The 26,690-nt window shown below is 69.1% G+C and carries 25 protein-coding genes and 1 pseudogene; 7 read left to right on the top strand and 19 right to left on the bottom strand.

All coding sequences use genetic code 11. The features are described from left to right. Window positions 1-322 precede the first annotated feature (322 nt). Window positions 323-3,199 (top strand): DNRLRE domain-containing protein, encoded by a 2,877-nt coding sequence (locus OG247_RS21510; protein WP_327253770.1) that lies wholly within the window; start codon window positions 323-325, stop codon window positions 3,197-3,199. Between the two features lie 28 nt (window positions 3,200-3,227). After that, window positions 3,228-3,773, top strand: a complete 546-nt coding sequence (locus OG247_RS21505; RefSeq protein ID WP_327253769.1) for a hypothetical protein — start codon at window positions 3,228-3,230, stop codon at window positions 3,771-3,773. Between the two features lie 58 nt (window positions 3,774-3,831). Here the strand turns inward: OG247_RS21505 and OG247_RS21500 are convergent, their stop codons facing one another. Both OG247_RS21500 and OG247_RS21495 read right to left on the bottom strand, forming a co-directional pair. Continuing rightward, a complete protein-coding gene (locus tag OG247_RS21500) occupies window positions 3,832-4,404 on the bottom strand; it encodes a DM13 domain-containing protein (protein ID WP_442813362.1) in 573 nt (190 codons plus the stop codon). A gap of 96 nt (window positions 4,405-4,500) precedes the next feature. Further along, window positions 4,501-4,833, bottom strand: coding sequence for a hypothetical protein (locus tag OG247_RS21495; RefSeq protein ID WP_327253768.1), 333 nt, complete (start codon window positions 4,831-4,833; stop codon window positions 4,501-4,503). Between the two features lie 817 nt (window positions 4,834-5,650). Here OG247_RS21495 and OG247_RS21490 point away from each other — a divergent pair. Beyond that, window positions 5,651-6,175, top strand: a complete 525-nt coding sequence (locus tag OG247_RS21490; protein WP_327253767.1) for a hypothetical protein — start codon at window positions 5,651-5,653, stop codon at window positions 6,173-6,175. Between the two features lie 378 nt (window positions 6,176-6,553). Here OG247_RS21490 and OG247_RS21485 read toward each other — a convergent pair whose 3' ends face one another. Together OG247_RS21485 and OG247_RS21480 are read right to left on the bottom strand one after the other, a co-directional pair. Next, entirely contained in the window at window positions 6,554-6,877 is a 324-nt protein-coding gene (locus OG247_RS21485; RefSeq protein WP_327253766.1) for a hypothetical protein, read from the bottom strand. Window positions 6,878-6,976: 99 nt separating this feature from the next. After that, complete coding sequence (locus tag OG247_RS21480; RefSeq protein ID WP_327253765.1) at window positions 6,977-7,138, bottom strand: hypothetical protein; 162 nt, start codon at window positions 7,136-7,138, stop codon at window positions 6,977-6,979. Window positions 7,139-7,447: 309 nt separating this feature from the next. Here OG247_RS21480 and OG247_RS21475 point away from each other — a divergent pair, with 309 nt between their 5' ends. Next, window positions 7,448-8,497 (top strand): amidinotransferase, encoded by a 1,050-nt coding sequence (locus OG247_RS21475; protein ID WP_327253764.1) that lies wholly within the window; start codon window positions 7,448-7,450, stop codon window positions 8,495-8,497. Window positions 8,498-9,972: 1,475 nt separating this feature from the next. Here the strand turns inward: OG247_RS21475 and OG247_RS21470 are convergent. From OG247_RS21470 to OG247_RS21440, 7 genes are all read right to left on the bottom strand, one after another. Then, window positions 9,973-10,494: an ATP-binding protein gene (locus tag OG247_RS21470; RefSeq protein ID WP_327253763.1), complete on the bottom strand. Its 522-nt coding sequence runs from the start codon at window positions 10,492-10,494 to the stop codon at window positions 9,973-9,975. A gap of 111 nt (window positions 10,495-10,605) precedes the next feature. After that, window positions 10,606-11,343 (bottom strand): class I SAM-dependent methyltransferase, encoded by a 738-nt coding sequence (locus OG247_RS21465; RefSeq protein WP_327253762.1) that lies wholly within the window; start codon window positions 11,341-11,343, stop codon window positions 10,606-10,608. 60 nt (window positions 11,344-11,403) lie between these two features. Further along, window positions 11,404-12,795, bottom strand: coding sequence for a hypothetical protein (locus OG247_RS21460; protein WP_327253761.1), 1,392 nt, complete (start codon window positions 12,793-12,795; stop codon window positions 11,404-11,406). Between the two features lie 2 nt (window positions 12,796-12,797). After that, complete coding sequence (locus tag OG247_RS21455) at window positions 12,798-13,562, bottom strand: hypothetical protein (RefSeq protein WP_327253760.1); 765 nt, start codon at window positions 13,560-13,562, stop codon at window positions 12,798-12,800. Between the two features lie 40 nt (window positions 13,563-13,602). Then, window positions 13,603-14,187 carry a CYTH domain-containing protein gene (locus OG247_RS21450; protein WP_327253759.1) on the bottom strand — a complete coding sequence of 195 codons (585 nt, stop codon included), beginning with the start codon at window positions 14,185-14,187 and terminating at the stop codon, window positions 13,603-13,605. A gap of 164 nt (window positions 14,188-14,351) precedes the next feature. Beyond that, complete coding sequence (locus OG247_RS21445) at window positions 14,352-14,651, bottom strand: hypothetical protein (RefSeq protein WP_327253758.1); 300 nt, start codon at window positions 14,649-14,651, stop codon at window positions 14,352-14,354. Window positions 14,652-14,731: 80 nt separating this feature from the next. Beyond that, window positions 14,732-15,241: a nucleoside-diphosphate kinase gene (locus tag OG247_RS21440; protein ID WP_327253757.1), complete on the bottom strand. Its 510-nt coding sequence runs from the start codon at window positions 15,239-15,241 to the stop codon at window positions 14,732-14,734. A gap of 407 nt (window positions 15,242-15,648) precedes the next feature. Here OG247_RS21440 and OG247_RS21435 point away from each other — a divergent pair, with 407 nt between their 5' ends. Together OG247_RS21435 and OG247_RS21430 are read left to right on the top strand one after the other, a co-directional pair. Then, a complete protein-coding gene (locus OG247_RS21435; RefSeq protein ID WP_327253756.1) occupies window positions 15,649-16,308 on the top strand; it encodes an NUDIX hydrolase in 660 nt (219 codons plus the stop codon). Continuing rightward, the gene (locus OG247_RS21430; protein ID WP_327253755.1) at window positions 16,305-16,718 is read left to right on the top strand and encodes an NUDIX hydrolase; all 414 of its coding nucleotides are present in this window, start codon (window positions 16,305-16,307) and stop codon (window positions 16,716-16,718) included. The genes OG247_RS21435 and OG247_RS21430 overlap by 4 nt, the downstream gene beginning before the upstream one ends. A gap of 93 nt (window positions 16,719-16,811) precedes the next feature. On the opposite strand, the gene OG247_RS21425 is transcribed toward OG247_RS21430, so the two are convergent. From OG247_RS21425 to OG247_RS21390, 8 genes are all read right to left on the bottom strand, one after another. Then, on the bottom strand, window positions 16,812-17,681 hold the full coding sequence (locus OG247_RS21425; protein ID WP_327253754.1) for a ParB N-terminal domain-containing protein: 870 nt from the start codon (window positions 17,679-17,681) through the stop codon (window positions 16,812-16,814). Window positions 17,682-17,830: 149 nt separating this feature from the next. Beyond that, a complete protein-coding gene (locus OG247_RS21420; RefSeq protein WP_327253753.1) occupies window positions 17,831-19,498 on the bottom strand; it encodes a relaxase/mobilization nuclease domain-containing protein in 1,668 nt (555 codons plus the stop codon). Further along, a complete protein-coding gene (locus tag OG247_RS21415) occupies window positions 19,499-20,149 on the bottom strand; it encodes a plasmid mobilization relaxosome protein MobC (protein ID WP_327253752.1) in 651 nt (216 codons plus the stop codon). 50 nt (window positions 20,150-20,199) lie between these two features. Next, entirely contained in the window at window positions 20,200-21,666 is a 1,467-nt protein-coding gene (locus tag OG247_RS21410) for a hypothetical protein (protein ID WP_327253751.1), read from the bottom strand. 237 nt (window positions 21,667-21,903) lie between these two features. Then, on the bottom strand, window positions 21,904-23,442 hold the full coding sequence (locus OG247_RS21405; protein ID WP_327253750.1) for a DnaB-like helicase N-terminal domain-containing protein: 1,539 nt from the start codon (window positions 23,440-23,442) through the stop codon (window positions 21,904-21,906). Between the two features lie 146 nt (window positions 23,443-23,588). After that, window positions 23,589-23,777: a hypothetical protein gene (locus OG247_RS21400; RefSeq protein ID WP_327253749.1), complete on the bottom strand. Its 189-nt coding sequence runs from the start codon at window positions 23,775-23,777 to the stop codon at window positions 23,589-23,591. 287 nt (window positions 23,778-24,064) lie between these two features. After that, complete coding sequence (locus OG247_RS21395; RefSeq protein ID WP_327253748.1) at window positions 24,065-24,262, bottom strand: hypothetical protein; 198 nt, start codon at window positions 24,260-24,262, stop codon at window positions 24,065-24,067. A 263-nt stretch (window positions 24,263-24,525) separates the two neighbouring features. Then, on the bottom strand, window positions 24,526-25,959 hold the full coding sequence (locus tag OG247_RS21390; RefSeq protein ID WP_327253747.1) for a recombinase family protein: 1,434 nt from the start codon (window positions 25,957-25,959) through the stop codon (window positions 24,526-24,528). Between the two features lie 28 nt (window positions 25,960-25,987). Here OG247_RS21390 and OG247_RS21385 point away from each other — a divergent pair. Beyond that, window positions 25,988-26,671: pseudogene (locus tag OG247_RS21385) on the top strand (LLM class flavin-dependent oxidoreductase); the annotation flags it as partial. Window positions 26,672-26,690: the final 19 nt, after the last annotated feature.

Genomic DNA, 26,690 nt, shown 5'->3' with positions numbered 1-26,690 from the left:
GAGATTGCCATGCGGCACTTGGACGTCGGCTGGACGGTTTACCGAGCTCGCTGACCGTCGGCATCACCGGGGGAGAGCGGTCACAGCCAGTCCGTCCGTGGCGCCCGGACTTTCGCTGACGGTGTACCGCAAGAGCGCTGTTCGGTACCAACTAGCCACATAAGCATGCCTCTTAGGGCTTCCCGCACACCGCTTCGGAGTTCCCTATTCCAGCGTCGCCATGATCACTTCCATGCGGCGAGACCCTGCATGGACACGGTGATCGTCCACTGGAAGCATCCGCACGTCTGTTCCCCACTTCTGATGGCAAGGAGTCGACACCGTGCACAGCTCAACCAGCCGGTCCCAAGGACCAGTACGGGCCACGCGCCGCCAGGGCAGAGGCCTGGCCGTTCCCCTGGCTCTGCTGCTGCTCGCCGAGGGAGCTATCGCGGCGACCATCGCCGCTCCCTCCCTTGCGGCAGCGGATTCCCCTGCCGCAGGGCAACGCGACACCATCGCGCGCAGCGCCCAGGACCGCGAAGAGACAGCCTCCCGCCTCACCGCGCAGGCTCAGGGCCGGCGGATCGAGGTCATTGGGGCACGCACGGAGAGCACCACTCTGTGGGCGAACCCCGACGGCACCATGACCGTGGAGTCGTTCGCGGGGCCGGTCCGCTTCCGTGAGGGCGGCCAGTGGGTCCCTGTCGATGTGACGCTCGTGAAGGACGCCGACGGCTCGGTGCGGTCCAAGGCCCACCCCCGCGGCCTCAGGCTCGCCGGCCGTACCGGCGCTGCCGGCGGTGACCTGGTCAGCCTGGGCCGCGGCGAGCAAACCGTGTCCCTGGGCTGGAAGGGCACGCTACCCGAGCCCGTGCTCCAGGGCGCCAAGGCCACGTACGAGAACGTCCTGCCCGCCACCGACCTGGTCGTCGAGGCCACCAGGACCGGTTTCGAGCAGTACCTCGTGGTCAAGGAGCGCTCGGCGGCCGAGCGGGCGGCGTCGTTCACGCTGCCGGTGCGCGCCAAGGGCATCAAGGCCACCCGAGGCGGCGACAACTCCGTCTCCTTCGCCGATGCCAAGACCGGCAAGGCCGTCGGCAAGCTGCCGACCCCCTTCATGTGGGACGCATCGAACGACAAGACCGGCCAGGTCGGCGGTCATCGCGCCCCGGTCGCGCTGGACGTCGTACAGCGCGGCGAGGGGTTCGACCTCAACGTCTCGGCGGACAAGGGCTTCCTGGCTGACGCGGACACCGAGTTCCCGGTCACCATCGACCCGGCCGTGTACTTCGGCACCAACTTCGACACCTTTGTCCGCAACGGCGATACGGCGGACAACTCCGGGAACGTCGGGCTGGAGGTCGGGCGTGCGTGGCAGAAGACCGAGGCGCGTTCGTTCATCAACTTCCCGCGCAACGGGTCCGTCACCGGCCAGGACATCCTCAACGCCGAGCTGAACCTGTACTCGGTGTGGTCGGACTCCTGTGAGGCCCGCTCCTGGGAGATCTGGGACACCGGGACAGCCGACGCCGCCACCCGCTGGAGCACCCAGCCCACCTGGCGCTCGAAGGTGACCACCTCGACCCAGACCTACGGCCACGGTGACTGCGGGCCGCGCTGGCTGTCGGAGGACATCACCCCGCTCGTCAAGCAGTGGTCCCAGAACAGCCGCACGGTGGACACGGTCGGCCTGCGGGCCACCGACGAAGCCGACAACAAGGCGTTCAAGATCTTCGCCTCGGCCGACGCACCCGCCAACGCCCCCTCCATCCTTGTGACGTACGAGGCACCGGCCGACCCGGTCAAGGACCACGTCGTCTACTGGAACGACGTCCTTCAGGCCACGTACAAGGCGGCCGGCGGAGCCCCCGGCCCGCTGGCCCGGGCCGGCGCCATGGTGCACGGTGCGATCTACGACGCGGCCAACTCCGCCCGCTGCGCCGAAGGCGCGGCCAAGTGCCTGGGCGCCCCGTATCTCACCACGGCCACGGCGACCAACGGCGCTCTGCCGGACGTGAACAGCGCTATCGACCACGCTGCTTACGAGGTTCTGAAGTCGGTCTATCCGGACCCGAAGTACGGTTTCGACGCCGCGCTGGCGACCGCGCGCTCGACGATCCCCGCGGCCGTCACCTCCGAGCAGCGGGCCGCGGGCACCGAGGTTGGCCAGAAATCCGCCGCCGCGATGATCGCCGCCCGTCAGAACGACGGCTCGGCCCCGATCGCGCCGTACACGGGCAGCACGGTGGCCGGCTACTGGCGTCCGACGGGCACCGGCAACGGCGCCACTCCGCAGTGGGGCACGGTCAAGCCGTTCGGCATGACCTCTGGTTCCCAGTTCCGCCCGGCTGGACCGGCCGGCCATACGGTCATGGGCACCCTCTTGGGGAGCCAGCCGTACACGGACCAGTTCAACGACGTGAAGAGCCTGGGCCGCGCCGACTCCACCACCCGTACCGCCGATCAGACCCAAGCCGCGCTGTTCTGGGCCAATGACCTCGACGGCACGTACAAGCCGCCGGGCCAGCTGTTCGAGCACACCCAGATCCTCTCCCGCCAGCAGGGTCTGACGGTCGCCGGCAACGCCAAGCTGTTCGCGCTCACCGCCTTCGCGATGGCCGACGCGGCGGTGACGGCCTGGGACGCCAAGTACCAGACCGACATCGACCTGTGGCGCCCCGAGAGCGCGGTGCGTGAGGACGGCGACGGCAACCCGAACACCGTCGGCGACCCGAACTGGCAGCCGCTGTCCCAGGACCGGGACGGCAAGCACTTCAGCCCTCCCTTCCCCGCCTACATCTCCGGTCACGCCACCTTCGCCGGTGCCTGGGCCAAGGTCATGCAGGACTGGTTCGGCACCGACCAGATGACGTGGACCGGGACCACCGAGGACCCCAACGCGCTCGGTGTGACCCGGACGTTCACCACCTTCTCCGCCGCGGCCACCGAGAACGCGGTCGGACGTGTCTGGCTCGGCGTGCACTACCGGTGGGACGGCACCGACGGCGTCAGTGCCGGCGGTAAGGCCGCTGGATACGTCACGGCCAACAAGCTCAAGGCCAACACGGCTGCCGACTGGGTCAAGTACGAGGACCTCAACAACCTCGGCGGCTGCGAGGCCCAGGGCAAGCGCCTGGTCGCCGAGCACCGCTGGACCACGTACAAGTGCACCCAGATCGCCCCGCCCGAGCCCGGCCACACGCTCTACGTCAAGTAGCCGACCCGTGAGGAAGAGAGACACAGCCATGCGTGTGCGAAACAAGACCTTCCGGGCCAGGCCCGGAAGGGTCGTCCTCGCCCTCGTCGCAGCCCTGGCCATTGGCGCGGCGGCCGCACCCCTGTCGTCAGCCCTCTCCGGCTCCGCCGGGGACACCACCGCGGCTGCCGACGGCGGACCGGACGACCTGCTGCTGCGCACCCCCGAGCTGCCGCGGATCTCCGACGGCCCGTACGCCGGATTCCAGATCTGTGGGGGCACGGCAGGCAAGCCGGTGGTGACCAGCGGGTCGCCGACGCTCGCCGCGACCCTGGAGTCGATAGCCCCTCCCGGCACCGTGGACAGCGGCGACTCCTCCGGTCCCCGCCGGAAGGTCGCCTTCGAGGTCGACGCCGCGGACGGGAAGCAGGTCGTACGCAAGCAGCTGACCAGCGACACCAGCCACGACGCCGCCTACCAGCTCCCCGAAGGGAAGCTCACCGACGGCGACTACCGCTGGCGCATGCGGGTCAAGGACGGCTCCACGGCCTCCGAATGGACCGCCTGGTGCGTCTTCACGGTCAAGCGGGCCTGAACACCCCGATAGCGTGCGGCCCGCCGGCAGTATGCCGGCGGGCCGCCGCGGTGCTGGGTCACACGTTCTGGAGGCTCGCAGCGCCGAAGGAGACGTCGAAGCGGTCGCACCAGATGCTGACGCTGCTGTATGCGGCGAGGTTCACGTCGGCCGGGATCTCGTAGTTCTGGTTGCCCTTGTTGCCCTTGAGCTTGCCCAGGCTCACGTACTTGCCGTCATCGAAGACGGACCAGCCGGCCTTGCCCTCCTTCACCGGGGCGTCGGTCAGCCACACACGTAGGTCCGGGCCGTTGCTGGTGTCGAGGTTCTCCAGCCTCAACGTGTGCGAACCGTCGGCTAGACGGACGATCTTCACGCTGCCAGTCGTCTTGTGCTCATGGGTGATCAATTCGCCCGCAGCGATTGTCTGTGGCCCGGCGGGGGCCGACGGCGAGGAACTCGCCTCTGGCTTTGCCTGAGCCAGCGCCGACGCCGTTGGGGTCGGCGTGGTTGAGGGCAGCGCATCCCGCACGGTCTCGTCCTGCCACAGCGTCCACGGCTGGAACCAGAACAGGCCCAGGGCCACCACAGCGGTCGCCACAATCAGCGCACCGATCACCAGCGGCCCACGCCGCCTCCCGTCACGTCCCACAACCCCACCCCTTGCATCCTGGTAACCGTCATGACGCATTCAACGGCACATCGTGACACGACCGCCATGCCAGCCTGATGACGGTTTACTTACGCCCTACTCGTCCGCGTCGACCAGCGTGGTGCTGATCTCTGCTCCTGCGTCCAAGTACGCCTGCGTCACGTCGGTCTGGATGGTTGCGTAGACCGTCTCTCCCGGCGGGACCGTGCCGAACACCAAGGCGAACCGGGTTACGTCCTCCCCGTTAGTTTCGATGACGGTGACGTTCTCCGACGCGGAAAGGATGTTGAACGCTGGGGCAAAGGCCCACGTATAGGTGTCGCAGACGAGCGGCACGTCCGCCGTGTTCTTCACGCCCCACTGCCACCCATCCCCATCAGGGTTCGCGACCAGGTTGTAGTCATTCTCGAAGATGAGGCGAGAGTCCATAATTTTTTCCTTTGCGGATGAGTTGCGCACGCTCAAGTGGATCAAGCCAGCCTAGGAATCACACATCAACACAGGTCAGACGGTTTCCGGCCAACCATGCACGCAACTCGCCAGATGGCACGCTGTGCGGTTAACGAGAGCACTCGGCCGCAGCGGCAGCCCCATCAGCGGTTACTGCTCGTGTTCAGCGCGTAGGGGCGTGGGGAACGTAACTGGCCGCAGGTGGGGGCCGTCACCGGGGAATCGGTGGCCGTACGTGGGGAAAGGATCTTGGCCGCTGTCAGGCCCCTCTGACCCTGTCCAGCAGGCCTGGTGCTGTCGGAACTCGTGACATTCAGCGCGGGCCACGGTCGCCAACCGCCTCCCAATCCACTGACCAAGTGCTGGCCGTTCCCGTTCCCGTGGACAAAGCCAGCCGTTGGTCGGTCGCGAAGGAAAACGCGAACAGGCGCGAACAGGTTGGTGTCGCGGAAGCCGGACGTGTCCTGCTGGGGTGGGGTGGCTGCCGCTCCTGAGCCGGCCACCCGAGCCCTTCTCAGGTCGTCTGCCCGCCCTCTTCGGACGCCGATTCGATGTAGGTCTTGGTCCGGTTGGGTGGCGGAGGACGCCCGGGCCGTGTTGTGGGTGGTGCCCGCGCGCGGATCGGGGTGGGATGGCTCTGCCCCAGGGTCGCGGCCGTCCCGAACGACGGCCGCAGCAGGCCGTCTCCTTGCCGTGGAAGATGTCACGTCGCCCGAGGGCCGGGAGACGGCCCTGCGGGCGCGGGGCCGTCTTATTCTTCCCGCCTCAATGACTGGCACCCGGCATCCACGCCCCGGTGCCCCGCAAGGACGGCAAGCAGGCTGTCACCCTGGAACTGCCCAGCAGCAGCACGCACTCCTTTCGCTATTTGGCTGCCGGGGACTACTGGTTCAACGACGACAGCCACGGGGACCATGAGGGCACCAACAGCCGCCTTCACACCTTACGAGTCCGGGCCGCCCCGCCGCCGGCGCGGCCGGATGGCGGCCATCGTGGGCCGTGGGGGTCGTCAGCCGTCACGAGCGAGGACGTGGATCGTTGCCTCGGCATGACTGACTTCATGGTGCAGATTCCTGCTGACTGGCTTGCCCGGGTGTTCCTCTCACTGCGGCGTGGCACGTCGGACGACGCACACACCCTGGCGGCAGAACTTCAGCCGTTCACGGAAAAGCCGGGCCAGCGGGTCCCCGTGCCCAGAGCGACGATCCTGCGCACCGAGCTCGCACTGCGCGGCGAACTGCGGCAGGTGAACGAGGACGAGCGGCGCCAAAGGCTCTCCGAGGAAGCCGCATACCTGATCAACGCCCGCCTGGGGCAGTAGGAGCTGCAGGCGCCACACGGGCGTAGGCCGCGCTGAACATCCACGTCACAACCCGCCGTTCGCTACGGCCGCGCGGGCGGAGTTCCGTGGGATGGACCCGCTCAGGCGCCGTCCGGCTGTGTGCCGACGGGACCCCACCGCATGTTGGTGTCAGGCGGGTCATCGGCCGCAGGGCGATGCCTTGCCGTCGACTTGGAGGACGAGCATGGTGGACGCGGTCCCCGGCATTCGCGCCGTGGCCCGGCACAGCCTCGTCTGTTACTGGCAGCACGTGCACGTCCTGCCTGCACAACTCCGCGAGCACGAGCGTTGTCGCCCGGCCTGGCGAGCAGGACAGGGCGTGCCGCGCCGAGGCCCCGGCGCGGCCTGGGCGAGATCTCAGTTCGCCTGGGCGTTCTGCCAGACGACCCGCCCGTTGATCTGCACCGTACCGGTCAGGTCTTCGGGAAGGACGGCGGTGATCGTGCCCTCGGATTTCTCTCCGGCCCCCAGCGTTTCCCATCGGCTCTTGACGACCTCGCCGACGACCTCGGAGGGCCCGGTCAGGCGGTCGAACACCACCGTCGGCGTCACACGGTGCGTGAGCACCACCTTGGTGACCGGCTGGGTGCCGTTGTTGACGATGGCCCAGTGCCAGGTGACGATGTCCCCCTCCTCGGAGATCTCGGGGGCTTCGTAGGTGAACTCGACTACCTCGGCCATGACGGTGCCTTCCCACAGGGGTGCGCGGACCGCGCACGTAACCCGGTGATCATCCTCGGAGCGGCCGGCGGCATGTGGCCGCTTCGCCGATCTTCACCTTCAGGAGCGGTGATCGTTCCACGCCCGCCCGCGGTCAACGATCACCCGCGTGGTCACCGTGGCACCCTGTGGCCCGATGGCGTCGAACGTCTGCCACAGCAGCTCGTCCAGCCGCGCGCCGACCGGGGCGAGCGACCGGTGGGGTTCCAGCCGCCTGACCATCAGGGGGCTCGGCCCACCGGTCTGATCGACGCGAGACCCTCGGAGAGTCTGACCTCTCCATCGGCAGGTCGAGCTTCAGGCTCAGACACTTGGCCGAGCAGACCACTTCGCGTATGGGGGGGGGGGCCGCGCTGTGGGCTGTCGGGCGAACACAGCATCCCCGATTCGAGTGGACTCTCAGCGAAGGCATCGCCTTGCCCGCTGCTGGCGGCTAATGATGGCCAGGGCGCACCACCCGCTGAATCGGTGGGCTGCCCGGACCGCACCACTGTGGGGGCAGCGATGCCCTGGCCGCCCGGGAGAGCCGTCATGATCGTGGTGGACGCGTGCGACGAGTGGAGTCCACTACGCGAAGTGGTGGTCGGCACGGCGTACGGGGCGATGTTCCCCGCCGAGGACCCCCGCATGATCGAGGCGACGATGCCCCGCGAGCACTGGGCGGAGTTCCGGCCCGGCCACCCCTTCCCGCCCTGGATCGTGGAAGCCGCGGAGCACGAGCTGCAAGCCCTCGCGGAACTGCTGGAGAGCTTGGGCTCAGTAGTGCACCGGCCGCGTCGCGTGCCCTGGTCGGGCCTGGACGGCTACTGCGCCGCCATGCCGCGCGACTCACTGCTCGTCATGGGAAACCGTGTCATCGAGGCACCGATGGCCTGGCGCAGCCGCCGCCACGAACTGCTCGCCTACTGGCCACTCCTTCAACAATTCCGCCAATCGGGTGCACGCTGGCTGCCGTCAGCGGTGGACCTGGCCGTCGACCCCCTCACCAGTGGCCCGTCCCGCTCGGGCCACTGGGTGATCGGCGAGGGACGACCAGCCTGGGACGCCGCCGATTTCCTCCGCCTGGGGCCTCGTACCCTCGTGGGCCAGCTCAGCCACGTCACCAACCGCTCAGGCATCGCACACCTGCGCACCCAACTCGGCACCGACACCCGCGTCCATCTGATCCAGCCGGACGATCCGCACGCCATGCACATCGACGCGACGCTGTGCCCACTGCGCGAGGGGCTGGCCCTGTACAACCCTGAGCGGCTCGATCCCGCCCAGCTTGCCGGTACCCCGATGGACGGCTGGGAGCTGGTCCCCGCCCCTGTCCCCGAGCTTCGCGACAGCCCCCCGCTCTACATGACCAGCCCCTGGGTCAGCATGAACCTGCTCGTGGTCGACCACCAGCACGTCCTCACCGAGGCCCGCGACGAAAAGCTCCAGGCACTGCTCGTCTCCTGCGACATGACTCCGCTCGCCTTGCCCTTCCGCAACGTCCAGGCGCTGGGAGGCTCCTTCCACTGCGCCACCCTCGACCTACGCAGGGACCGCCACCACACCGAAACCCGCGGCAACGCCGGCCCAACCGGCGGATAGAACCGTCCCAACGCTCATGCGTCTGGTGCTCAGGGCCTGCGTCGGGAGCACGCCGTATTCGTGCCGTAACCCGGAGGAATCTCATGCGTTGATCAAGGCACGACGGCCGAGGGCTCCGTCGGCGGCGGACTGGCCGGACTTTGGTTGGGCACCGGCCGGTCTCCCGTCCCCAGTTTTGGTGTTGCCGGAGATGGGGCGCCGGGGTGGCTGCGACAGCGCGTGCGGTGAAGGCGCAGTCGTCTGCGGCTGACTGTTGCGTCAGTCCTTACCTGGTGGGTTCCCGTTCCGGTTACGGGTCTGTCTCACGCCCCTCTTCGGGGAGCAGGTGGCATAAAAGCCAGGGCAGACGCCTCGGCCTGCCATGCGTAGGGCAGAGGGGGTTGGGGTGCGCCCCAACCCGCTCGGTACGCGCCTTGCCAGCCAGCCGTGGCTGGGTATCCGCCTACGTGTCCGTACGGGCTCGCCTGCACAGGGGAAAAGGGCCGGAATCGCAAATGCTCCTCTCCGGAACGATCGCCGGGAAGGGCACGGAAGGAATGAACGTGCTCTGCGTACAGCGCATCGTAGATCGGAGTTAGCGAGCCAGCAGTGGGATTTTCCCAATAGTGCACTGGGCGCGCGGAGGGGATGGCGGCCTGATAGGGCTGACGGCCAGGCGGGGGATACGTATGCACGCCCTCCCAACGATACCGGCTGCGCCCGGATACGGGCGTGCCCGAGGAGAAGAGGCATGAGTTTCCCATCGGGCCGTGGCTCGGGCCGGAAAATGGCCTGCAACTTCGACCCGCCGAGACTGGTGGACGCACAGAGGGTGGCGCCCAGTGCTGAAATCACACTCGTATCTTGCGCAAGAAGAGCATCCCGATCGATCACGTTCGCCTAGAAACGCACAAAGCATTTCCCACAATAGAACTTCAAAGCCTGTTGCACGGCTACGCCACGCAGAATCCTGGCGAGCTCGCATCCATGATGGCCACGCCGAGTCGACCATTTGGGCCTGCTCAAGCCCTCGACCGCGCCGCCGGTGGCCCCAGAAGGCCGGCGCTATGGGCCCCGCGACCCCCTCTGCCGTCACGGCCATGCGAGCGCAGTGCGTGCGGTGGGACGTGTGGAGGCCCTATGGGTGGGCAGCGGCCTTCGTGGCTGGCCTTCAGCCAGGTCTGCCCAGTAAACGGATCCGCCTCACACCCGGTGGAAACGGATCGTGAAAATCGACTGTAGCTGAACGCACCGACTGCCGTGGGCGCCCTGACCTCGATGTCTTCACAACCGGACGGTGCCGCGGGATTGTCTCGACGAGGGTGCGCCGGGTACGCATTGGCATCACCTCTACAGGACAGCCAGTTCTGAGAGTGACCGCGCCAACCCACGGACCTGCGACTCCGTTAGCAGCAGCGAGCCTGCCCATCGACCTCGCCGTCGGTTACCACCGGATGTGAGACAGGGCCGTTCCTTTTACAGTCCCCAGCAGTCTTCTAGAGCTCCCGCAGGGCGGTCAGGACTTGTCCGAGGAGGAGCGGGGTCGTATCGAGTCGGCCATCAGCCAGTTCAGTGAGGGCGGTCGTAGGGCGGGCCGATACCTCGGCCCAGACGAACTTGCCAGGGTAGGGACGGCGGGGGTGGTAGCCCCAGCGGGTGGCCATGGTTGCGGTGAGCAGGAGGCCACGGCCGCCCAGGGCGCCGTCGCTGGGGGACTGGGGCGTCGGCGGGCGGGGGTCGTTGTCGCCGACCTGGAGGACGACGCCCGTCGGGGTTGGCCAGAGGCGCAGGAGGATTGTGTCCGGAGCGGGCAGTGCGGCGTCTGGTGGCCCCAGTGGACGTGCGTGTTGGATGGCGTTGGTTGCGAGCTCCGAGACGAGAAGACGGGCCACCTCGGTGCCTTCGGCGGGGAAGTGCCAGCGTTGGAGTACGTCGACGGTGTGGCAACGGGCCCAGTAGACGGCGTTCGGGATGGCTGCGAGCGCGAGATTGCTGACGGGAGGCAAGGGCTGGCTCATGCGGGTGGCTTCCTCGACGGCGTGGCCGGGTGGCGTGCGGTGTGCCGTGGGCTGAGGGGCGGCCTCCGGGCGGCGGGAGGGGTGCCTCCCGGGGGCTCGCCGGTTCTCGGGCTACTTCGTCGCGATCACGTAGACGCTGCCCCAGCGGCGTTTCGGGTTGGCCATGGTGGGGTCGAAGGTCCAGGGCTCGACGGTGGTGAAGCCAGCCTCGGTGAAGAGCTGGACGAGCTTCTCGTGGTCGTAGGCCCATAGGTGCTGGGTGTACGTGGGGTCGTCGTCCTGGTCGCGGAAGACGAGGTTGACGAGGTCGAGCTGGGTGTTGATGTCCCCAAGGCAATTCCGCTTGGCGTACCAGCGCTCGATCATCTCGGCGGAGGCGTCGAGGGAGCCGGGGTAGTGGCTGAGGGCGAAAGCGGCGTCGGGGACGCCCGTGATGATCTGGCCGCCGGGCGCGAGGACGCGGTGGGCCTCGATGGCGTACTGCTTAGCCGAGTGGGGGTAGTCGATGTGCTCCAGGAAGTGCTCGGAGAACAGCGTCTGGGCGGTGTTGTCGTGCAGGGGGATGCCCTCGCGGACGTCCCAGAGAAGGTCGGCCGGCGGGACGGCGTCGATGTTGAAGAAGCCGTCGATCCGGTGGGCGCCGCCGCCGATCTGGACCTTGGCGGGCTTGAGGTCGATGCGGCCGTTGGGCCAGGCGCGCCGGCTCGTGTGGTGGTAGCGGTGGAGTTCGATCTCGCGGGCAGCGGCGCGTAGGCCGCGGGCCAGCCCGTGGGTGGTGGCCGGGTCGTCGAGGAGGGAGGCGATCTGCTCGCCGAGGAGGTCGACTGAGGGCATGCCGGAGTTGCTCATGACAGGACTCCTGATCATGACGGGGGCGGGGTGAGGTGGTGCTGTTGGTGCGGCGGCGGGTTACGCGGCGCTGGGGGCCGGGGCCCACTGCTTGTTGCGCATCAGCGTGTACTTGATGTCCACCAGGCGCGGGGCGATGGTGAGGGAGAGCTCCTCGGCCGGGTGGAGGTGGCCGGTGTCGTCCTGCTCGGCGCGCCAGATGCGGTATGCCAGGTTGGGGTAGGCCGGGTTGATGCCGATCTCGCCCTTGGGCATCGTGCCGTTGAACGGGGCGACGATGTCCATGTGGTTCCAGTAGTTCCAGGCTTGCAGCGCCTTGTACTGGTCGAAGTAGAAGTAGAAGTCGGGGTAACGGCCGAAGGTCCGCAGTTCCCGGTGAATGAGGTGGCCCAGGAGCGGGCCGAGCTGGGTGGCGAGGGCGTCGAACTCCCAGCGGGTGTGGTGCCAGGCTTCGGGGATCTCGCCAGGGGTGAAGAGCCGTGCGGCCACGAGGTGGCTGATGCGCTCGACGAGGTACGTGGCGGCGTGCTCGGGGTCGATGGCGGGATCGACACGGCGAAGGAGCGCGGCCAGCTGGTCGGGCCGGGGGCGGAACTTCGCGAGGTCGAACTTGCCGGACAGAGCGGGGAATGACGCGAACAGCAGCTCCTTGTAGAGCCAGTTGTTCAGCTCCCCCAGTTCCGCCAGGCGGCGGGTGTGGCGCGAGGTGGAGTGGAGCATCAGGTACTCCGCCACGGCTTCGAAGTAGAGGTAGCCGAGGATCGGGAGGCGGGGGATGGTCTCGTCGAGCTGCCGGAGGAAGGCTTCCGGGGCGATGGCTGTGCCCTGGTATGCCACGGCGGCGGCGGTGGCGAGGAAGGCGGCCGAATTCTTGACGCGGGCCACGACGGTCTCGCGGAGCTGGTGCCGCTCGTTCTTGCTGAGCAGGTATTCGAGGTGGCTGTAGATCTGCAGATGGATGAGGCCCAGCCGGAGGTAGTCGATGCCGGCCAGCCCTCGGTAGGACTCCGGTGGCGTGTCGATCTCGATGATCAGTGGGGTGGGCCTGCGGTCGGTGATGCCGAGCTTGGCCAGGAAGGCCGGCGCCTCCCTGGTCAGGACGTACGAGGCCAGGTTGTGCATGCGGAAGCCCTGCTCGGCCGGGGTGAGCGGCGCGCAGTAGATGCTTCCGACGAGGCAGCCGCCGGAGGGGTAGAGCATGCCCTCCTGGTTGATCTCCTCCAGTGCGTGGGTGACGTGGAGGAGGTGCAGCTTGCCCTCGCCGCTCAGGGCGTCGAAGAGGGCGTTGCGGCGCAGCAGCTGCCCGTTCGGGGTGTCCTCCGCGAGGCGGTGGTCCCATGCTGCGGACTGGGCGGTGAGCGGGTCGACGGGGTCGGCAGGGCTGGGGATGAGGCCGCTGCCGTAGAAGGCGTGGGCATCGGCCCACAGGTGGTAGGCGTCGAGGAAGTCCATGGTCACACCAGCCCTGCCTGGGCCAGCGCGAAGCGGACGGCCTCGGGGCTGCTGGCCCCTGCCAGGTGGGCCTTCTCGGAGGTGAGGACCAGGTCGAAGGCCAGGCCCCGGTGCCGGTCGAATGCCGGCTCGCGGACGTGCTGGGCGTCCGGCCACCAGGTGGCCTTCGGCAGCCGGTACCGGTCGAGGGCGTCGGCGGCCTTCAAGATGTCCGCCAGCGACTCCGCCTTCGCGTGGTCGTGCCAGTCGTCGGCGGTGAAGGCGTCGTACGGGACGTCGTGCAGGCGGACGGCGGTCGCCGCCTGCACGATCCGGCGGGGGGTGGCGGTGAGGCCGAAGTGGCCCCACACGGTGTCCGCGTTCGCGGCGAGCCAGATGGCCGCCCGGGCCCCGTGCCCCTGGTCGTCCTTGTCGTGACGGCGCTGGCAGTCGTGGACGGCCGCGGCCACGACCACCGTGGCCGTGTCGGCGTCGTCGAGCTCGTGGCTGCCAGCGAGGACGGCAGCCAGCGCGGCCGTACGCATGCTGTGACGGACGCCGTGAATCGAGGTGTACACGCGAGGCGTCGCCATCCAGGCGGCCGGCAGTGCGGACTGCTTCAGCAGACTCCGCGCAGCCGAAGCCAAGGCCGGCTGCGCTGTCGGCGTGAAGTCGGGCCGGTTCTCCTCGATCCACTCGACGGTGGCCCGGTCCATGTACTGGTGGAGCGGCAGCTGCCGACGGGCAGCCTGGTCGATCAGGGTTGCGGTTGCTGGGGTCGTGCTCATCTGTGCCCACCCCCTTGGTGGTCTCCGCGGTGACGTGCTCCTACCTGAGTGGCGCGGTCTGTTGCTCGCGCTCCTTCCGCTCCTGCTCGGCGGCCTCGAAGGCCGCGGTGAAGTCGGCCAGCTCCTGCTCGGTCATCAGCGTGACGCCCAGCTCCGCCGCCACATCCATGATCTTGGCCGTTGCCTCGTCGCGGGCGGCGTCCGAGGCGGCGTCGTCGAGCAGCAGCTCGAACTCGGCGTGGTATCCCCACGCCTCGCTCCACTTGACCGCGATCTCGACGCCGTCGAAGCAGTAGTTGTGCCGGAAATTGAACGCCTCGTGCATGGCGGCCTCGAAGCCGAGACCGTTGAACACCTTCACCGCGGCGGACACGTCGGCGGGAGCGATCGCGAACTCCGTCTCCGCGAACGCGGGTCCCTGTCCGATCTTGCTCCCCTTGAGGGTGATCTTGGCGGTGCCTGCGGCGGTGTTGTCGGTGACCTTCAGCAGCTGGTCGGGCAGCACGTAGAAGTAGATGTGCTTGTCGTCGTTGCCGAGGTCCTCGCCATCCGCCTTCAGGCGGGCGACCAGCTGGTCGTGGGACTCCTTGGGGAAGCGGGCCCGCATCTCGATCTCGATGGCCACGGGGTGGTGTCTCCTCGTTTCAGGCATGGCGAAGCCAGCCGGACCCTGCCGTGGGGGCCCTGTCCGGTTGGCCAGGCGCTGTGGAATTGGGGCTCGGGATGGGGGTGGGGCTAGCGGTGCGGCCGGGCCGGGCCCCGCCGCACCGCTCGTGGAGCTCTGCTGTGTCAGCCCAGGTCGCCGAAGCGGGCCTGGACCACACCGGAGTGCAGGTATGTGGGCAGCTGGACGCCTCCCACCGACGAGCGGCTCGTGGCGACCTGCTCCTCCGTCTCGCTGGGGAAGCCCTCCAGGAGCCGGAGGCACTGCTGGACCCACTCACGGGACGCGGGCCAGTTGCCCAGATCGCGGTGGCGCACCGCCAGGGCGTAGGCGGTCTCGGTCGCCGCCCAGCGGTCACTCACCAGCTCACGCTGGAAGATCGACTCCAGCTCGTCGGTGGAGGCCAGGCGGGTCTGGTTGGTCATGGTGCCCTCTCAGATCAGACGTTCGTACCCCAGTGGTGTTCAACGCGTCGGCGTCCCACCGGTGACGCCGTACTCCGCCGTCAGTACGTGTAGATCTCGGCCAGCGTCTTGTAGTCCTGCAGCTCGTCCTTGTCGAACCACAGCTCCACCTCCTGCTTGGCCTCCTCCGCGTTGCCGGAGGCGTGCACGAGGTTCGCGACGGCCTTGCCGGAGGCGATGCTGGCTGCGGCGCTGTAGTGCGACAGGTCGCCTCGCACGGTGCCGGCGGGAGCCTGGTTCGGGTAGGTGCTGCCCACGATCTTGCGGACCGTGGCGATGGCGTCGTAGCCCTCCAGCACCAGGGCGATGACCGGACCCTGCTGCATGAATGTGGAGGTGACGTTGTAGACCTCCGCCCCGAGTCGTTCTTCCAGGTCGAAGTAGTGGCGGCGAGTGAATTCCGCGTCCATCCACTTCATCTTCGTTCCGACGATCTTCAGCGCGGCGTCCTCGAATCGCGTGATGATCCTTCCTGCCAGGCCGCGCGCCAGCGCATCGGGCTTCAGCAGGACGAGTGTGCGCTCCACGGTGTGTGCCTGATCCTCGGGCATTGTCTCCCTTTCGCCTTGCTAGCAACCGGAGATGACGGGCGATCAGCCGTCACCTGCTGAGGTTACCGGCGTCGGCGATGGGGCCAGGACGAGCAGCGGTGTCCCGTGGAGATCAGAGGCGGATGCGGCCTCTGCGGAGACTGGATCAAGGAATCGAATTCAGCCAACTTCCCTTTCCCTCCTATCCGAAGCGAGCGCGCATCTAAAATCTCCCTGTGGTCGTCCGGCGCCCGTGCGCCTCTCGATAGGGCTCTGGATCTGGAATGTCGATCAGGTGATTCCTTGCCCCGGTGCCTCCGATTCTTCCGGGGCGCGCGCCGCGCGACCATGAAGCGCCAGTGCAGTGGGAGTGCACCTTCGGCACGCGGATTCCTGCACCGAGAGCGGCGACGACGAAGGGGCGGCGCGTGGAGGTCATCGAGCTCTGGAGCGGACGGTACGCATGCATCCTCCAGTCCGCGCTCCGGCTCACCAACGAACAGTTCGCTGCCCAGCTCGGCATCGCCGTCCGCACCGTCGCGGCCTGGCACGCCGACTCCGCCGTCGTGCCGCGCAAGGAGATGCAACAACTCCTGGACTCAGCCCACGAGCAGGCCACGCCGGCAGCCCGTCAGCGGTTCTCCCTCCTGGTCGCGAACGAGCACCGACCGGCCGCGCCGGATCCCGCCGGCGCCCAGGCGCTGCGGATCGCCATCGCCGTGGTCACCCGTGACGATCAGGTCCTACTGGTATGCCGACGGCACGACGACGCGTCCGGCATCACCTGGCAGTTCCCCGCCGGTGTGATCAAGCCCGGGGGCAAGGCCGAGACCACCACGGTGCGGGAAACCCTGGACGAGACAGGAGTCCACTGCGCCGTACGCGATCACCTGGGTAGCCGCCTCCACCCGATGACCGGAGTGCTCTGCGACTACTTCCTCTGCGAGTACCTGGCGGGGGAGGCGGCCAATGCCGACGCCGAGGAGAACGCGGACGTCATGTGGGTTCCGAAAAACTCCCTGACCCGGTTCATCCCCGTCGATACGATCTTCCCACCCATCCTGGCTGTCCTGGAGGAGCAGACGTGACGCAGCAGAACGCTGAGGAGCGACCGGGCATCGCCGCGGCCATCGTGGTGCACGAAGGCCGCGTGCTCATGGTCCGGCGCCGGGTCAGCGAGGGCCAGCTCTCCTGGCAGTTCCCCGCCGGCGAAGTCGAGCCCGACGAATCCCGCGAGGACGCCGCGGTTCGCGAAACCCAGGAGGAGACGGGCCTGACGGTGAAGGCGGTCAAGCTCCTCGGTGAGCGGATCCACCCGGCCACGGGTCGGCTGATGTCCTACACGGCCTGCGAGGTGGTCGGTGGCAGTGCTTACGTAGCGGACACCGACGAGCTGGCCGAGCTCGCGTGGGTTGCCCACGCCGAGATCCCGCAGTACGTCCCGTACGGCCTCTTCGGCCCGGTCCAGCAGCACCTGGACTCCGCTCTTCAGCGCTGACCACGCGCAAGCCCCCCTCACCCAAGCCTCCGGCCACGAGTGCCGCCTCAGGGCCAACGCGTCGAACGTTGGCCCTGAGGCATGCTCACGGTGTCAGCCTCGGGCCATCAGTCGCGCGACGAGAGCGCGTGCTTCTGGTGTGAGGCCGTCGAGTATCTCCTGTGTGTAGGGGGTGTCGGGTCGGGCTGCGAGGTCGTGGACGGCCGCCCAGTTCTCGGCGATCAGTTGCAGGGCCTGCTGTGTGCGGAGGATGGCCTCGTGCCGCCGGGTGAGGTGTTCCTCGGCGAGCTGGGCTGCCTGGCCCCAGGTGATGTCGCCGCGTTCGGCGAGCGGGCTGAGGGCGGGTGTGGCATCGCGGTCAGCGAGGCGGAGTGCGTCGGAGTCCCTCACGAGCTGGCGAAGCCGTTCCTCTTCGAGTCGCCTGTCGAGGGCGGCGATGGCGGCGTCAAGGGTGAGGTGGCCCTCGGCGGCCTTCTCGGCGAGGTCGGGGGCGTGCTGTTGCAGGCGTTCGTTCTGGGCGAGGAGGGCTTCGGTGTGGGTTTTGCGTTCGCGGGCCTGGTCGTGGGCGGCGTCGAGGCCGAGTGTGCCGAGGCGTACTCGTTCGGCGAGGTCGGGGGCGTGCTGGAGTACGACGTTGGCGGCGGAGAGGCGGCTGCGGCTGATGTCGTGGAGCTTGGCCTGGGTCCGCAGGGAGTGTCCCGAAACGGAACACGCCATGGCGGTGATCATGGCCTGCTGGCCCTTGCTGATGTGCCGGCGGACGATGTTGTTGCTGAAGATGAGGCGGGTGGGGTTGTCACCGTCGTATGTGGTGAAGCGGGGTTCGATACCGGCGCGCTTGCAGGCAGCGAGGCGGTTGCGGCCATCGAGGACGACGCCGTCGCGGTCGAGGATGATCGGCTTGTGCTGGCCCTCGGTCTTGATGGACTCGGCGAGATCGTGCAGTTCGGCCTCGGTGAGCATCGGGAAGGTGTCGGCGTAGGGGTGGATCTTCAGGGGTGACTCCTTGTCGGCTGGTGTTGCCGCAGGCCCGGGAGGGTGCGGCGGGTGCGGGCTGAGGTATGCCGTTGCTGGGGGAGCTCGGGCTGAGGGACGCGGTGGGGCGGCTGGTGTCATCGGGTCCTGCGGGGGCGGTCGGCGGAGGTGGCAGGTTTGGTGACCCGGGGCGGGGCTGACCTGCCTGCGGCACCTGTGGCGGGTTGGGGGTTCAGGTCGGCGATGCGGTGCAGTCGCCAGACGAGGACTTCGCTGAGGGAGCCGGCGGTGTCGAGCTCCCGGTGACGGGCGGCCTGGGTGAGCAGGGCGGCGGGGTCGTGGCCGGCGGCTGTCGTGTTGGTGAGGGTGGCGGCGAGGGCGGGCCAGCCGGGTTCGGCGAGGATCTGCTCGGCCAGGTCCGGCAGGGCCTGGCGGACGAGGACGGCCTGCCTCTGTTGCACGGGTAGAGCCAGGCGCAGGCCGCGTTGGTGGATCGCGGTCAGGGGCTGGCTGGTGGCTGCCTGGTAGGCGGCGTGCAGGTGTTCGGCTGTCTGGCGGGCGGCTTCGGCTTGCTGGTCGTGGTGGCGGGTGTGGTGCCAGTGCTGTGCTGCGACGACGGCCAGAAGGACGGCGTCGAGGAGGATCGCGAGGAGGGCTCCGTCCTTGGGCGCGGGTTCACGGACGATCGCCTTGATGGCGCGGCGTGTGGCCTGCGCCTGTTGATGGCGGGCGCGGATGCGGGAACGGCTGGCCCGCTCGAAGGCCGCGGCTGCCTGAGCGAGCTGCGGCTTGTACGCGGCGGGGGCGATCAGGGGGAGGACGTCGAGGGTTTCGGCGAGCACGGAGATGTGCGCCTGGCCCGCAGGGTCATCGGTCTCCGTCAGCAGATCGGGGATACGGTCGGCCGCTGCGGTGACCTGCTGCCACGCCGTACGCCGACGCCCAGGGTGCCGATCTGTGGAAGCGGTTTCGGTGGGCGCAAGGCGTTCGCTGATCTTCGGATAGGACAGGTCGGGTCCGAGGGTGGAACCGGAGAACCACACGGGCTCACCCTGGGCGTTGGTGTCACCGGGGAGGGCGACCTTGTAGCCGCGGATGTCGCCGGAGGGGAAGTGCTGGATGTCCACCAGCACCTTGGTGCTGCGGAGGATGGTGAAGAACTCCTCGGTGCTGGTGGCAGCCGCTACCGCGGTACGGACGGTGGCGCGCAGCCTCTCGCGGGGCGTAGTGGCCGTACCGGTGCGGCGTGCCTTCTCCTGTTCGGCGCGGGTCGGCTTCTTGGCTGCGGTGCGGTCGCCGAGTGTGACCTGGCGCAGGCCGTACTCCTTCTCGATCGCGGCCAGTTCCTTGTGGGCGCGGAGGTAGTCGTTCCAGTTGCGGGGTTTGGTGAGGTCGCCTCGGACCTTGGTGGCCACGATGTGGATGTGGTCCTCCGCGTGGCGGACCGCGACCCACCGGCAGGCGTCAGGGTCGCCTGCCGGCGCGATGCCGGTGGCGTTGAGGACCCGGCGGGCGATCGTGGCCCACTCGTCGTCGGACAGGGTTCGGTCTTCGGGCGCGGCCCGGACCGAGCAGTGCCACACGTGCTTCTCCGGGGCGCGGTCGCCTGCCTGCTTCACCCGCAGGTCGAGGGCGCTGGCGAGGCGGGCGAGGGTGGCCGTCTCGTCGCGGCCGGGGTCGGGGGCGAAGCCGTCCCACGAGGCCACGAGGTGGGGGTCGGTGTGCTCGTTGGCGCGGCCGGGTCCGTAGAGGTAGTTCAGGACGCCTCGGGTGTTGGCGCCGGCCTTGCCGATCTTCGCGATCAATCAGGCCGCCCGCTTCGCGATGGCCGTCCGGCCGGCGGCGAGTTCGATCGCTTCGGCAGCAGTCCGGGCGAGGGCGAGGACACGTTCGGCCTGGGCCAGGACGGCACTGTCCACAGGGTGGGGACGGCCGCCGGAGTTGAGCTTGAAGGCGATCTGGTTGACGTTGTTGCCGATCGGGGCGATCTCCGCGCGCAGGGCGACGAGTTCGTCGATCAGGTCGTCGTGGGACGTGCGCTGGCCGGGGATCTCAAAGTGGCCGTCGAGGTAGGCCATGACGATCGCGCCGACGAGGTGCGCGCCGGCGAGGCCGAGGCGACGGGCCTCGGCGAGGATCTCCGTCTTCTCGTCGGCGCTGTAGCGGACGTCGACACGCTGGGTGCGCTGGACTTCCTGACGGGCACGGCGGCGGGCGACGCGGTACAGCGCGGCCGCGTCAGCGGCACGTACGACGACCGGTAGTCCGGCGTCGAGGACCGCCCCCTCCTGCCCCGGTGCGCCCTCGCGCCGGGGTTCTGTCTCCGCCACCCCCGGGGCGGAGGCTGCGTTGGACCGGCCCTTGGACGGTCCAACGCCATACCTTGCTGCCTGTTCTGGGGCTGGGGTGGTGGGCTGCTGCTGGGGGGTGGTGGGCTCGTTGAGCGGGTCGTGCATGAGTCTCCTGTCGGTGGTGTGAAGGGGCGGGAGGCTGGGCGAGGTGCTCGTCAGCCGTCGTGGGCGACGCTCAGTTCGGCCTTGACCGGGGCCTTGGGCTGGTTCTTGAACGCGCGGACGATCCGTCCGACGTCGTCGCTGGCGACGGTGTAGCCGGCGGCGCGTATGGAGGTCTCCACCCGGTCGCGGGAGACGCTTCCGGTCTCCTCGTACATGCGGCGGGTGAAGTCGAGGATGGCCTCTTCGGCGGCGCGGGGTTTGCGGTCCTTCTGCTTCTTCCTGGCCGCCTGTTTTCGCGTGCGCCTGCCTGGGGGGTCGCCCGTGGACGGCGGGCTGCCGTCGGGCGGGCGGGTTCCAGGCTCCGCCCGCGGGGGCGGTCCGGGAGCCGGGCGGGCAGGTTGCGGCCGGGCCGTTGGGGGTGGCTGGTCGCCGCCCGGCTCTGTCGGGTGTGGGCGGGCCGTGTCCGCTGCCCGCCCGGCTGGTTCCGTGCGGGCTGCCCGGTGGGCGTCTTCGCTGCCCGCATCCTGCGGATGCGACGGCTGCGGGTGGCGCATCGTCTTCTGTTCCTCCGGGGAACAGACGGGCGGGCGGCTGGGTCCTGCGTCGTGGGCGGGGTGGGTGGTGGGGGTGTGCCAGCGTGGTGGCAGGGGGAGGGAGGCGAGAGCGAGGGCCTGTTTACGGGTGGCGAGTTTGCGCAGGAGCAGCTCGTCCTGGAGCGGGTCTCCGTCGACGTCGGCTCGTTCCAGGGCTTGGTGCAGGCGGTCGGCCAGTCGTCGCCCGCGTCGCTTGCCGCGCTGCTGGTCGGTCATGGCCTCGGCGCGGAGGATCAGGGTGACTGCTTCGCTCAGCGCTCGCTCGCGGATGAGCCGGGCGGCGTCCGCGTCCTGGTCGGTGATGCTCAACCGGGCGAGCAGGCGTTCGCGTGCCTGGCGGACGAGGACGGCGGCCAGGCTGCGTGAGGCGGCCTCGGGGGTGCGGTGTCGTAGTTCGATGCCCATGGCCAGGTGCCACAGCATCGCTGCCATGACCGGGCCTACGAAGGCGCGCACAGTGCCGCCGACGAGCCCGAACTCGGCGTAGGCGGGGATGATCTGTACTGCGGTGATCACCCACACCAGGACGCCGGGCAGGCCCGGCGCACGCGTCGGCCCGTTGAGGTTCTGGCGCGCCATCAACGCGGTGGCGAACAGGGCCAGCTCGGCCGTGGCGAACATGAAGGCGCGCTCGACGGTGCTGCCCATGTCCAGGTAGTCGGCGGCGAACCGCCAGCTGGTGTCCGCGCTGTAGGCGGTGCAGCCAAGCGCGGCCACGGCAGCGACCCGCACGGCGATGGTCCCGCGCCACCGGTTGGCACTGGGCGCCTGCCGGCGCTGCCGCAGGATCTTCCACACGGCGACGGCGAGCAGCCCCAGCAGTACAAGCAGTGCCGCTGCCGATACGGGGGATGCGGTCCAGTTGGGCAGGAGCGGGGTGCTGGCGGGCTGGGCAGCCACCGGAATGAAGGCGACAAAGGGCATGCGGAGGTCCTCCGATGTGCGGAAGAAGGCGGAATCGAGGGCCATCACAGCGGGGCGCTTACGCGGCCCCCTCTTTAAGGAGGGGGCCGCTCGTAGGCGCTGGGGCACGGATGCGCCGTACGGTGGGGCGTACGCGTTTGACCTGCGATTTTGTGGGATTCGTACGCGGTGGAAGCGGCCCGTAGGCGTCTTCGGTCGGCCGGTGCGCTTACGGGGGCGCGTACGCGTTTTCCTGGGTCAGGACACGGCGGTCATATGGCGGGCGGTGGCCTGCCAGCGGGTGGCCAGGCCGCCCCCGGTGCCGCCGCCCGCGCCGGTGTCCTGGGTGGCATGGCCGCTCTTGGCCAGGGTCTCCAGACGGCGCCGGGCCTTGGCGATTTCCGCCGGGCTGGGCTTGGCCTCCCCGGTCGTCTGCGCGGCGAGCTGGCGGGCGGTCAGCCCGTGCGGGCCTGCTTGGCGCAGCAGGGTGAGCGGGTCGAGGCTGGTGTCGACGTGGGAGAGGCCGCGGGCGTGGTCGTGGAGGACCGGGAAGGGGCCGATCTCATCGTCGACGGTCTTGAGCTGGTGGAGGTGGACCACCGGGTCACCCGCCGCGCCACTGAGGAAGAGGACGCTTCCGGCACCGGCGGTGAACCAGGCCGAACCGTAGACCTGATCCAGCACCGGGCGCTGCGTGCGGGAGGCGTCGGCGCCCTGCTTGCGCTGGTGGTGCAGCTCCAGCAGCTCGACACCATCGCGCAGCAGCTGCTGGCGGGCGTTGTTGTAAGCGAGCCCGGCCTCGTCGTCGGTCAGCTTGCCGACCACGTCCTTGAGGCTGTCGATCACGACGGTGTCCGCGCCGTGCTCGGCGGCCAGCTCTGCGAGGAGCTGGGGCTCGGTGTTGAGCGAGGCGGGCAGCGGCCCCGTCCAGAAGACCAGGCGCTCGCGCAGGATGTCCCGGTCGGGCTGGTGCACGATGCGGTGGAAGGCGCGGGCGAGCTGGCTCGGCCGGTCCGCCGCGATGTAAAGGAGCTTCTCGCCCTCCTGGACCGGCATCTCCAAAACCGCGCTGAGCAGGCCGAGGCGGGCCATGACGATCTGCTGGGCGATGGTCGACTTACCCACTCCGGGCGGGCCGACCAGCATCAGGCTCTCGCCCGACGCCCAGGCCGTCTTCCCGGCGGTGCCCCACAAAGGGGTGGCGCCGGCCGGGCTGTCGGAGACGAAGGACCAGCCGTCCTGGGCGTAGCGCTGAAGGCGTCCGCCCGAGCTGCGGCGAGCGCGGTCGACGGCGGCGTTCAGCGTGGCGGTCAGCAGAGCGCGAACTTCGGAGGGGTCTGCTCCGGGTGCGGTGGCGCCCTGGAGGACGCGGACCGCCGTGGCCTGCAGGACCCGCAGGTCGGCGTGCTGGCGCACGATGTCGGCGTAGTACTCGACAGAGCCCGTCGCCGCGTATGAGGCGAGGGTGTGCAGGTATGGAGGGCCGCCGACGCGCGTGAGATCGCCCGTGGCCCTCAGCTGGTGGGTCAGCGCGATCGCGTCGGTGGGCGCTTGCTGTTTGCGCAGCTCCAGCAGCGCGTGCCAGATGGTGGTGTGCGCGGGCCTGAAGAAGTCGCCCGGCTCCAGCACCTGGCGGACCGCGTCGATGACCGCGCTGTGGAACATGCAGGCGCCCAGCACCGCCTGCTCGGCCTCGGCGTCGTGCGGCGGCGTGGGCAGGTCGCGCCAGCCTGGCGCGTGTGCGGCGCTGGTCTGCGGGGATGCAGTTTCGGGGCGCAGGGTCGTACCCTGGGGCACAGAGCTTCCTCACTTGGTGCCATAAAGGGCTGGCAGAGCCCTGGCACCGGGACAGATCGTTTATGGGCGGTCATCTGGGAGTCCTTACGGCCCTTTGGTGCTCCAACACCGAGGGGCCGCTCCCATATCTGCAGTTGCTGCGTCGTCTACGCGGCCTTCACGTACGTCGTGGCCGACATCAAGGCGGCCAGCCGCGCGGCGCTGTGCGGGCTGATCGTCGTCCGAAATCCCTCGCAGACGCGGGCCAGGGCCTGTGCCCTCGCAGCACCCTGGGTTCCACAAGGGCGGGGCGGCGGGCTGGTCGCGGTCGTGCGGAAGCTGGGCAGCAGAGACACGGGGCAGGTCCTTGCTGACTGTGCGGGGCTGGCAGGCCCCACACAGTCCGTCGATCAATGGGCGGTCGGTCACACGCGGCGGTCCCAGGTGCTCCAACACCCAGGGCCTCGCGTTGCGCACGCCGGCGGGACTGGCCGGCCCCCTCGGCGATGCAGGACCAGGATTTCGGCGAATCCGGGATTATCGAAATCCCGCTTCCACCGATACATTCCGCCCGTTCGCTCGTCGCCCGGCCGGCCATGCGGACAGCTCCTCTCCTCACTCGGTACCGCACCGACCTGGCCCACTACGCGGCGATCACGTACACGGGGGCCGCCATCAAGTCGGCCAGCCGCGCGGCACTGTGCGGGCTGATCGTCGTCCTAAATCCCTCGCAGACCCGGGCTAGGGCCTGCTCCCGCGCCGTCACCGGAGCCTGTCGGCGGCTCGGCGAGCGGTCAAGGTGGGAAGACAACTGCGGGTCGGACGGAGGGTGCTGCTGCATGCGCGGGTTCCTCGCTGGCGGTACCGAACTGGCAGGCTCGGAACCGCCGGTGTTCATGGGCGGTCGGTCGGATGCGCCGTTGGATCCCCAGGTGCTCCAACACCCAGGGCAGCGCACGCCGAACGAGACGGACCTGTAGGCCAGCCCCGCGTGGCACTACCTACGATCCGGAAAATCCCCGGTTTGGCTGACCGGGGATCGTCGGCTATGTTCCGCCCTCCCCGCCCCCGGCCACCCCAGTTCCCGGAATGGCCCGCAGCCGCCTACAGCGGGTTCTGCTCGATGGCGATCCGATCCCAGTCGAAGACCCCGCTCGGCTTGCTCGACGCATCGATGACTACGCCGGAGAAGAGGAAACGGAGCACCGCGTTCCGACGCTCGTCCGGCATTGCTTCGGCCTCCCAGGCAGCCTTGGCTCCTGGTCCGGTCAGCCCGTCGAGCAGCTTCATGGGCCGTAGGACCATCCGCCTCTGCGCCTTGGCGATGCGGTCGGTGATCTCCTTCCGCATCGTGCGGTACTCCGCTGTCGAGATCTCCTTGGCGGCCCACATCTGGTTCAGTTCGGTGAGCTGCTGCTGGTCGGCCTCCAGGGACTCGGTCATCGTGTTCGGCAGCGCCGCCGAGGCGAGCTGCCCGGACACGGTGAGCCTGCCGAGCAGGTCGATCGCTGCCTCGGTGACGAATCCCTCCAGCTTCACGGCGGCGATTCGGCGGACGCATTTCTTGTCGCCGTTGCGGCTCCTGCGCGTGCACAGGTACGAGGGCACGGCGCCGACCTTGGTGCCGGACATAAGGGTGCCGCAGCGCTCGCACATGACCAGGCCGCGCAGCAGGTAGAAGCGGCGCAGTTCCAGATTGGTCTGATGTATCGCCGACCGGTACTCGCGGCGGGCGCGAACCTCCGACCAGGTGCCGGCGTCGATGATGGCGGGCCACTTCCCCGGCCCGACCTCCTTGCCCCGGTGCATGCGGATGCCCGCCACATGGCGGGAGTCGAGCAGGGCCCGGACCGTTCCCTGGGTCCACTCCTTGCCGTACACCGTCTTGATGCCGCGCTTGTACAGCACGAGGGCGATGGCGACCGGGCTCTGGCCCTTGAGGTAGCGGTCGAAGACCTCGCGGACGATCTCCGCCTCGTCCTCCTTGATGGTCATCCCGTCGGGCTCGTACCCGAAGCGCCGCTTGCCCGAGTGCGGCATTCCTGTCTCGGCTCGCTCCGCCAGGGCGGACTTCAGCCGCCGGGAGGTGTCGTCGGAGGAGCGGCAGGCGTGAGCGACCTCGATCCGGAGGATGAAGCGGTCGTCGGGGTCGGAGAGGTTCCGGCGGTTCGCCTCGCCGTGTAGCACGACCTCGTGCTCGTCGGAGACCTGGAGCAGCTCCTCCAGGTCGCGCGGCTGCCGCATGAGCCGGTCGGGGTGGTAGGCGATGATGTGCCGGAACTCCCGGCGCCGGGCGCGTTCGAGAAGCTGGTCCCAGCCGGGGCGCTTACGGTTGCGGCGCCAGGCGGAGCGGCTGTTGTCGACGAAGACATGGGCGGGGTCGATGGTCAGACCGCGCCGTTCGGCGATCTCCCGGCAGATGCGTTCCTGACGGTCGACGCCGGTCTGATCGTCATCGTCGGCCTGGGATATTCGGCAGTACAGGGCGGCCGGTTCACCTGGGGTGATAGTCGGCTCTCGGTGCTTGGGGCGGGGCATGTACCGATGGTATGAGCAAGCCTTGGGCTCGCCGAACTTCCGCCACCCGGTGACGCTCGCCAAGGAACTGATCTCCCTCGACGACATCTCCGGCGGACGGATCACGCTCGGCATCGGCGCCGGCGGCAACGGCTTCGACGCCACCGTGCTCGGCCAGGAGCAGCCGTGGACCCCCAAGGAGCGCGCCGACCGGTTCGGGGAGTTCCTGCCGCTGCTCGACCGGCTGCTCACCGAGGACTCCGTCTCGCAACGGGGCACCTTCTACTCGGCGGAGGAGGCCTTCAACATCCCCGGCTGCGTCCAGCGCCCCCGGCTGCCCTTCGCCGTCGCCGCGACCGGCCCGCGCGGCCTGAAGCTCGCCGCGCGGTACGGGCAGGCGTGGGTGACCACCGGCGACCCGAAGATCTTCGACGAGGGCACCCCGGAGCAGTCGGTGCAGGCCCTGCGCGGTCAGGTCGAGAAGCTCGGCAAGGCGTGTGCGGAGACCGGCCGGGAGGTGGCCGAGCTGGACAAGATCCTGCTCACGGGCTTCACCCCGGACCGGGGGCGGCCGCTGGAGTCCGTGGCGGCCTTCGTCGATTTCGCCGGCCGCCACCAGGAGCTCGGCTTCACCGAGCTCGTGATCCACTGGCCGATCCCCGACTCCGACTTCGCAGCCGACCAGGGCGTCTTCGAGCGGATCGCCACCGAGGCGCTCGCGCAGCTGGGCTGAGATGGGATGAGCTGAATCG

The organism is Streptomyces sp. NBC_01244 (genome assembly GCF_035987325.1).
Lineage (GTDB): Bacteria > Actinomycetota > Actinomycetes > Streptomycetales > Streptomycetaceae > Streptomyces.
The sequence above is the reverse complement of the archived record's forward strand: the minus strand, read 5'-3'. Positions and strand labels throughout refer to the sequence as shown.

Bases quoted from the DNA above. Each gene is read 5' to 3' on its own strand.
- OG247_RS21455 (WP_327253760.1), bottom strand. From the start codon at position 13,562: ATGAGCACGACCCCAGCAACCGCAACCCTGATCGACCAGGCTGCCCGT.
- OG247_RS21395 (WP_327253748.1), bottom strand. From the start codon at position 24,262: ATGCAGCAGCACCCTCCGTCCGACCCGCAGTTGTCTTCCCACCTTGAC.
- OG247_RS21485 (WP_327253766.1), bottom strand. From the start codon at position 6,877: ATGGCCGAGGTAGTCGAGTTCACCTACGAAGCCCCCGAGATCTCCGAG.
- OG247_RS21470 (WP_327253763.1), bottom strand. From the start codon at position 10,494: ATGAGCCAGCCCTTGCCTCCCGTCAGCAATCTCGCGCTCGCAGCCATC.
- OG247_RS21390 (WP_327253747.1), bottom strand. From the start codon at position 25,959: ATGCCCCGCCCCAAGCACCGAGAGCCGACTATCACCCCAGGTGAACCG.
- OG247_RS21445 (WP_327253758.1), bottom strand. From the start codon at position 14,651: ATGACCAACCAGACCCGCCTGGCCTCCACCGACGAGCTGGAGTCGATC.
- OG247_RS21415 (WP_327253752.1), bottom strand. From the start codon at position 20,149: ATGCACGACCCGCTCAACGAGCCCACCACCCCCCAGCAGCAGCCCACC.
- OG247_RS21495 (WP_327253768.1), bottom strand. From the start codon at position 4,833: ATGGACTCTCGCCTCATCTTCGAGAATGACTACAACCTGGTCGCGAAC.
- OG247_RS21505 (WP_327253769.1), top strand. From the start codon at position 3,228: ATGCGTGTGCGAAACAAGACCTTCCGGGCCAGGCCCGGAAGGGTCGTC.
- OG247_RS21440 (WP_327253757.1), bottom strand. From the start codon at position 15,241: ATGCCCGAGGATCAGGCACACACCGTGGAGCGCACACTCGTCCTGCTG.
- OG247_RS21475 (WP_327253764.1), top strand. From the start codon at position 7,448: ATGATCGTGGTGGACGCGTGCGACGAGTGGAGTCCACTACGCGAAGTG.
- OG247_RS21460 (WP_327253761.1), bottom strand. From the start codon at position 12,795: ATGGACTTCCTCGACGCCTACCACCTGTGGGCCGATGCCCACGCCTTC.
- OG247_RS21410 (WP_327253751.1), bottom strand. From the start codon at position 21,666: ATGCCCTTTGTCGCCTTCATTCCGGTGGCTGCCCAGCCCGCCAGCACC.
- OG247_RS21465 (WP_327253762.1), bottom strand. From the start codon at position 11,343: ATGAGCAACTCCGGCATGCCCTCAGTCGACCTCCTCGGCGAGCAGATC.
- OG247_RS21480 (WP_327253765.1), bottom strand. From the start codon at position 7,138: ATGGTCAGGCGGCTGGAACCCCACCGGTCGCTCGCCCCGGTCGGCGCG.
- OG247_RS21425 (WP_327253754.1), bottom strand. From the start codon at position 17,681: ATGCTCACCGAGGCCGAACTGCACGATCTCGCCGAGTCCATCAAGACC.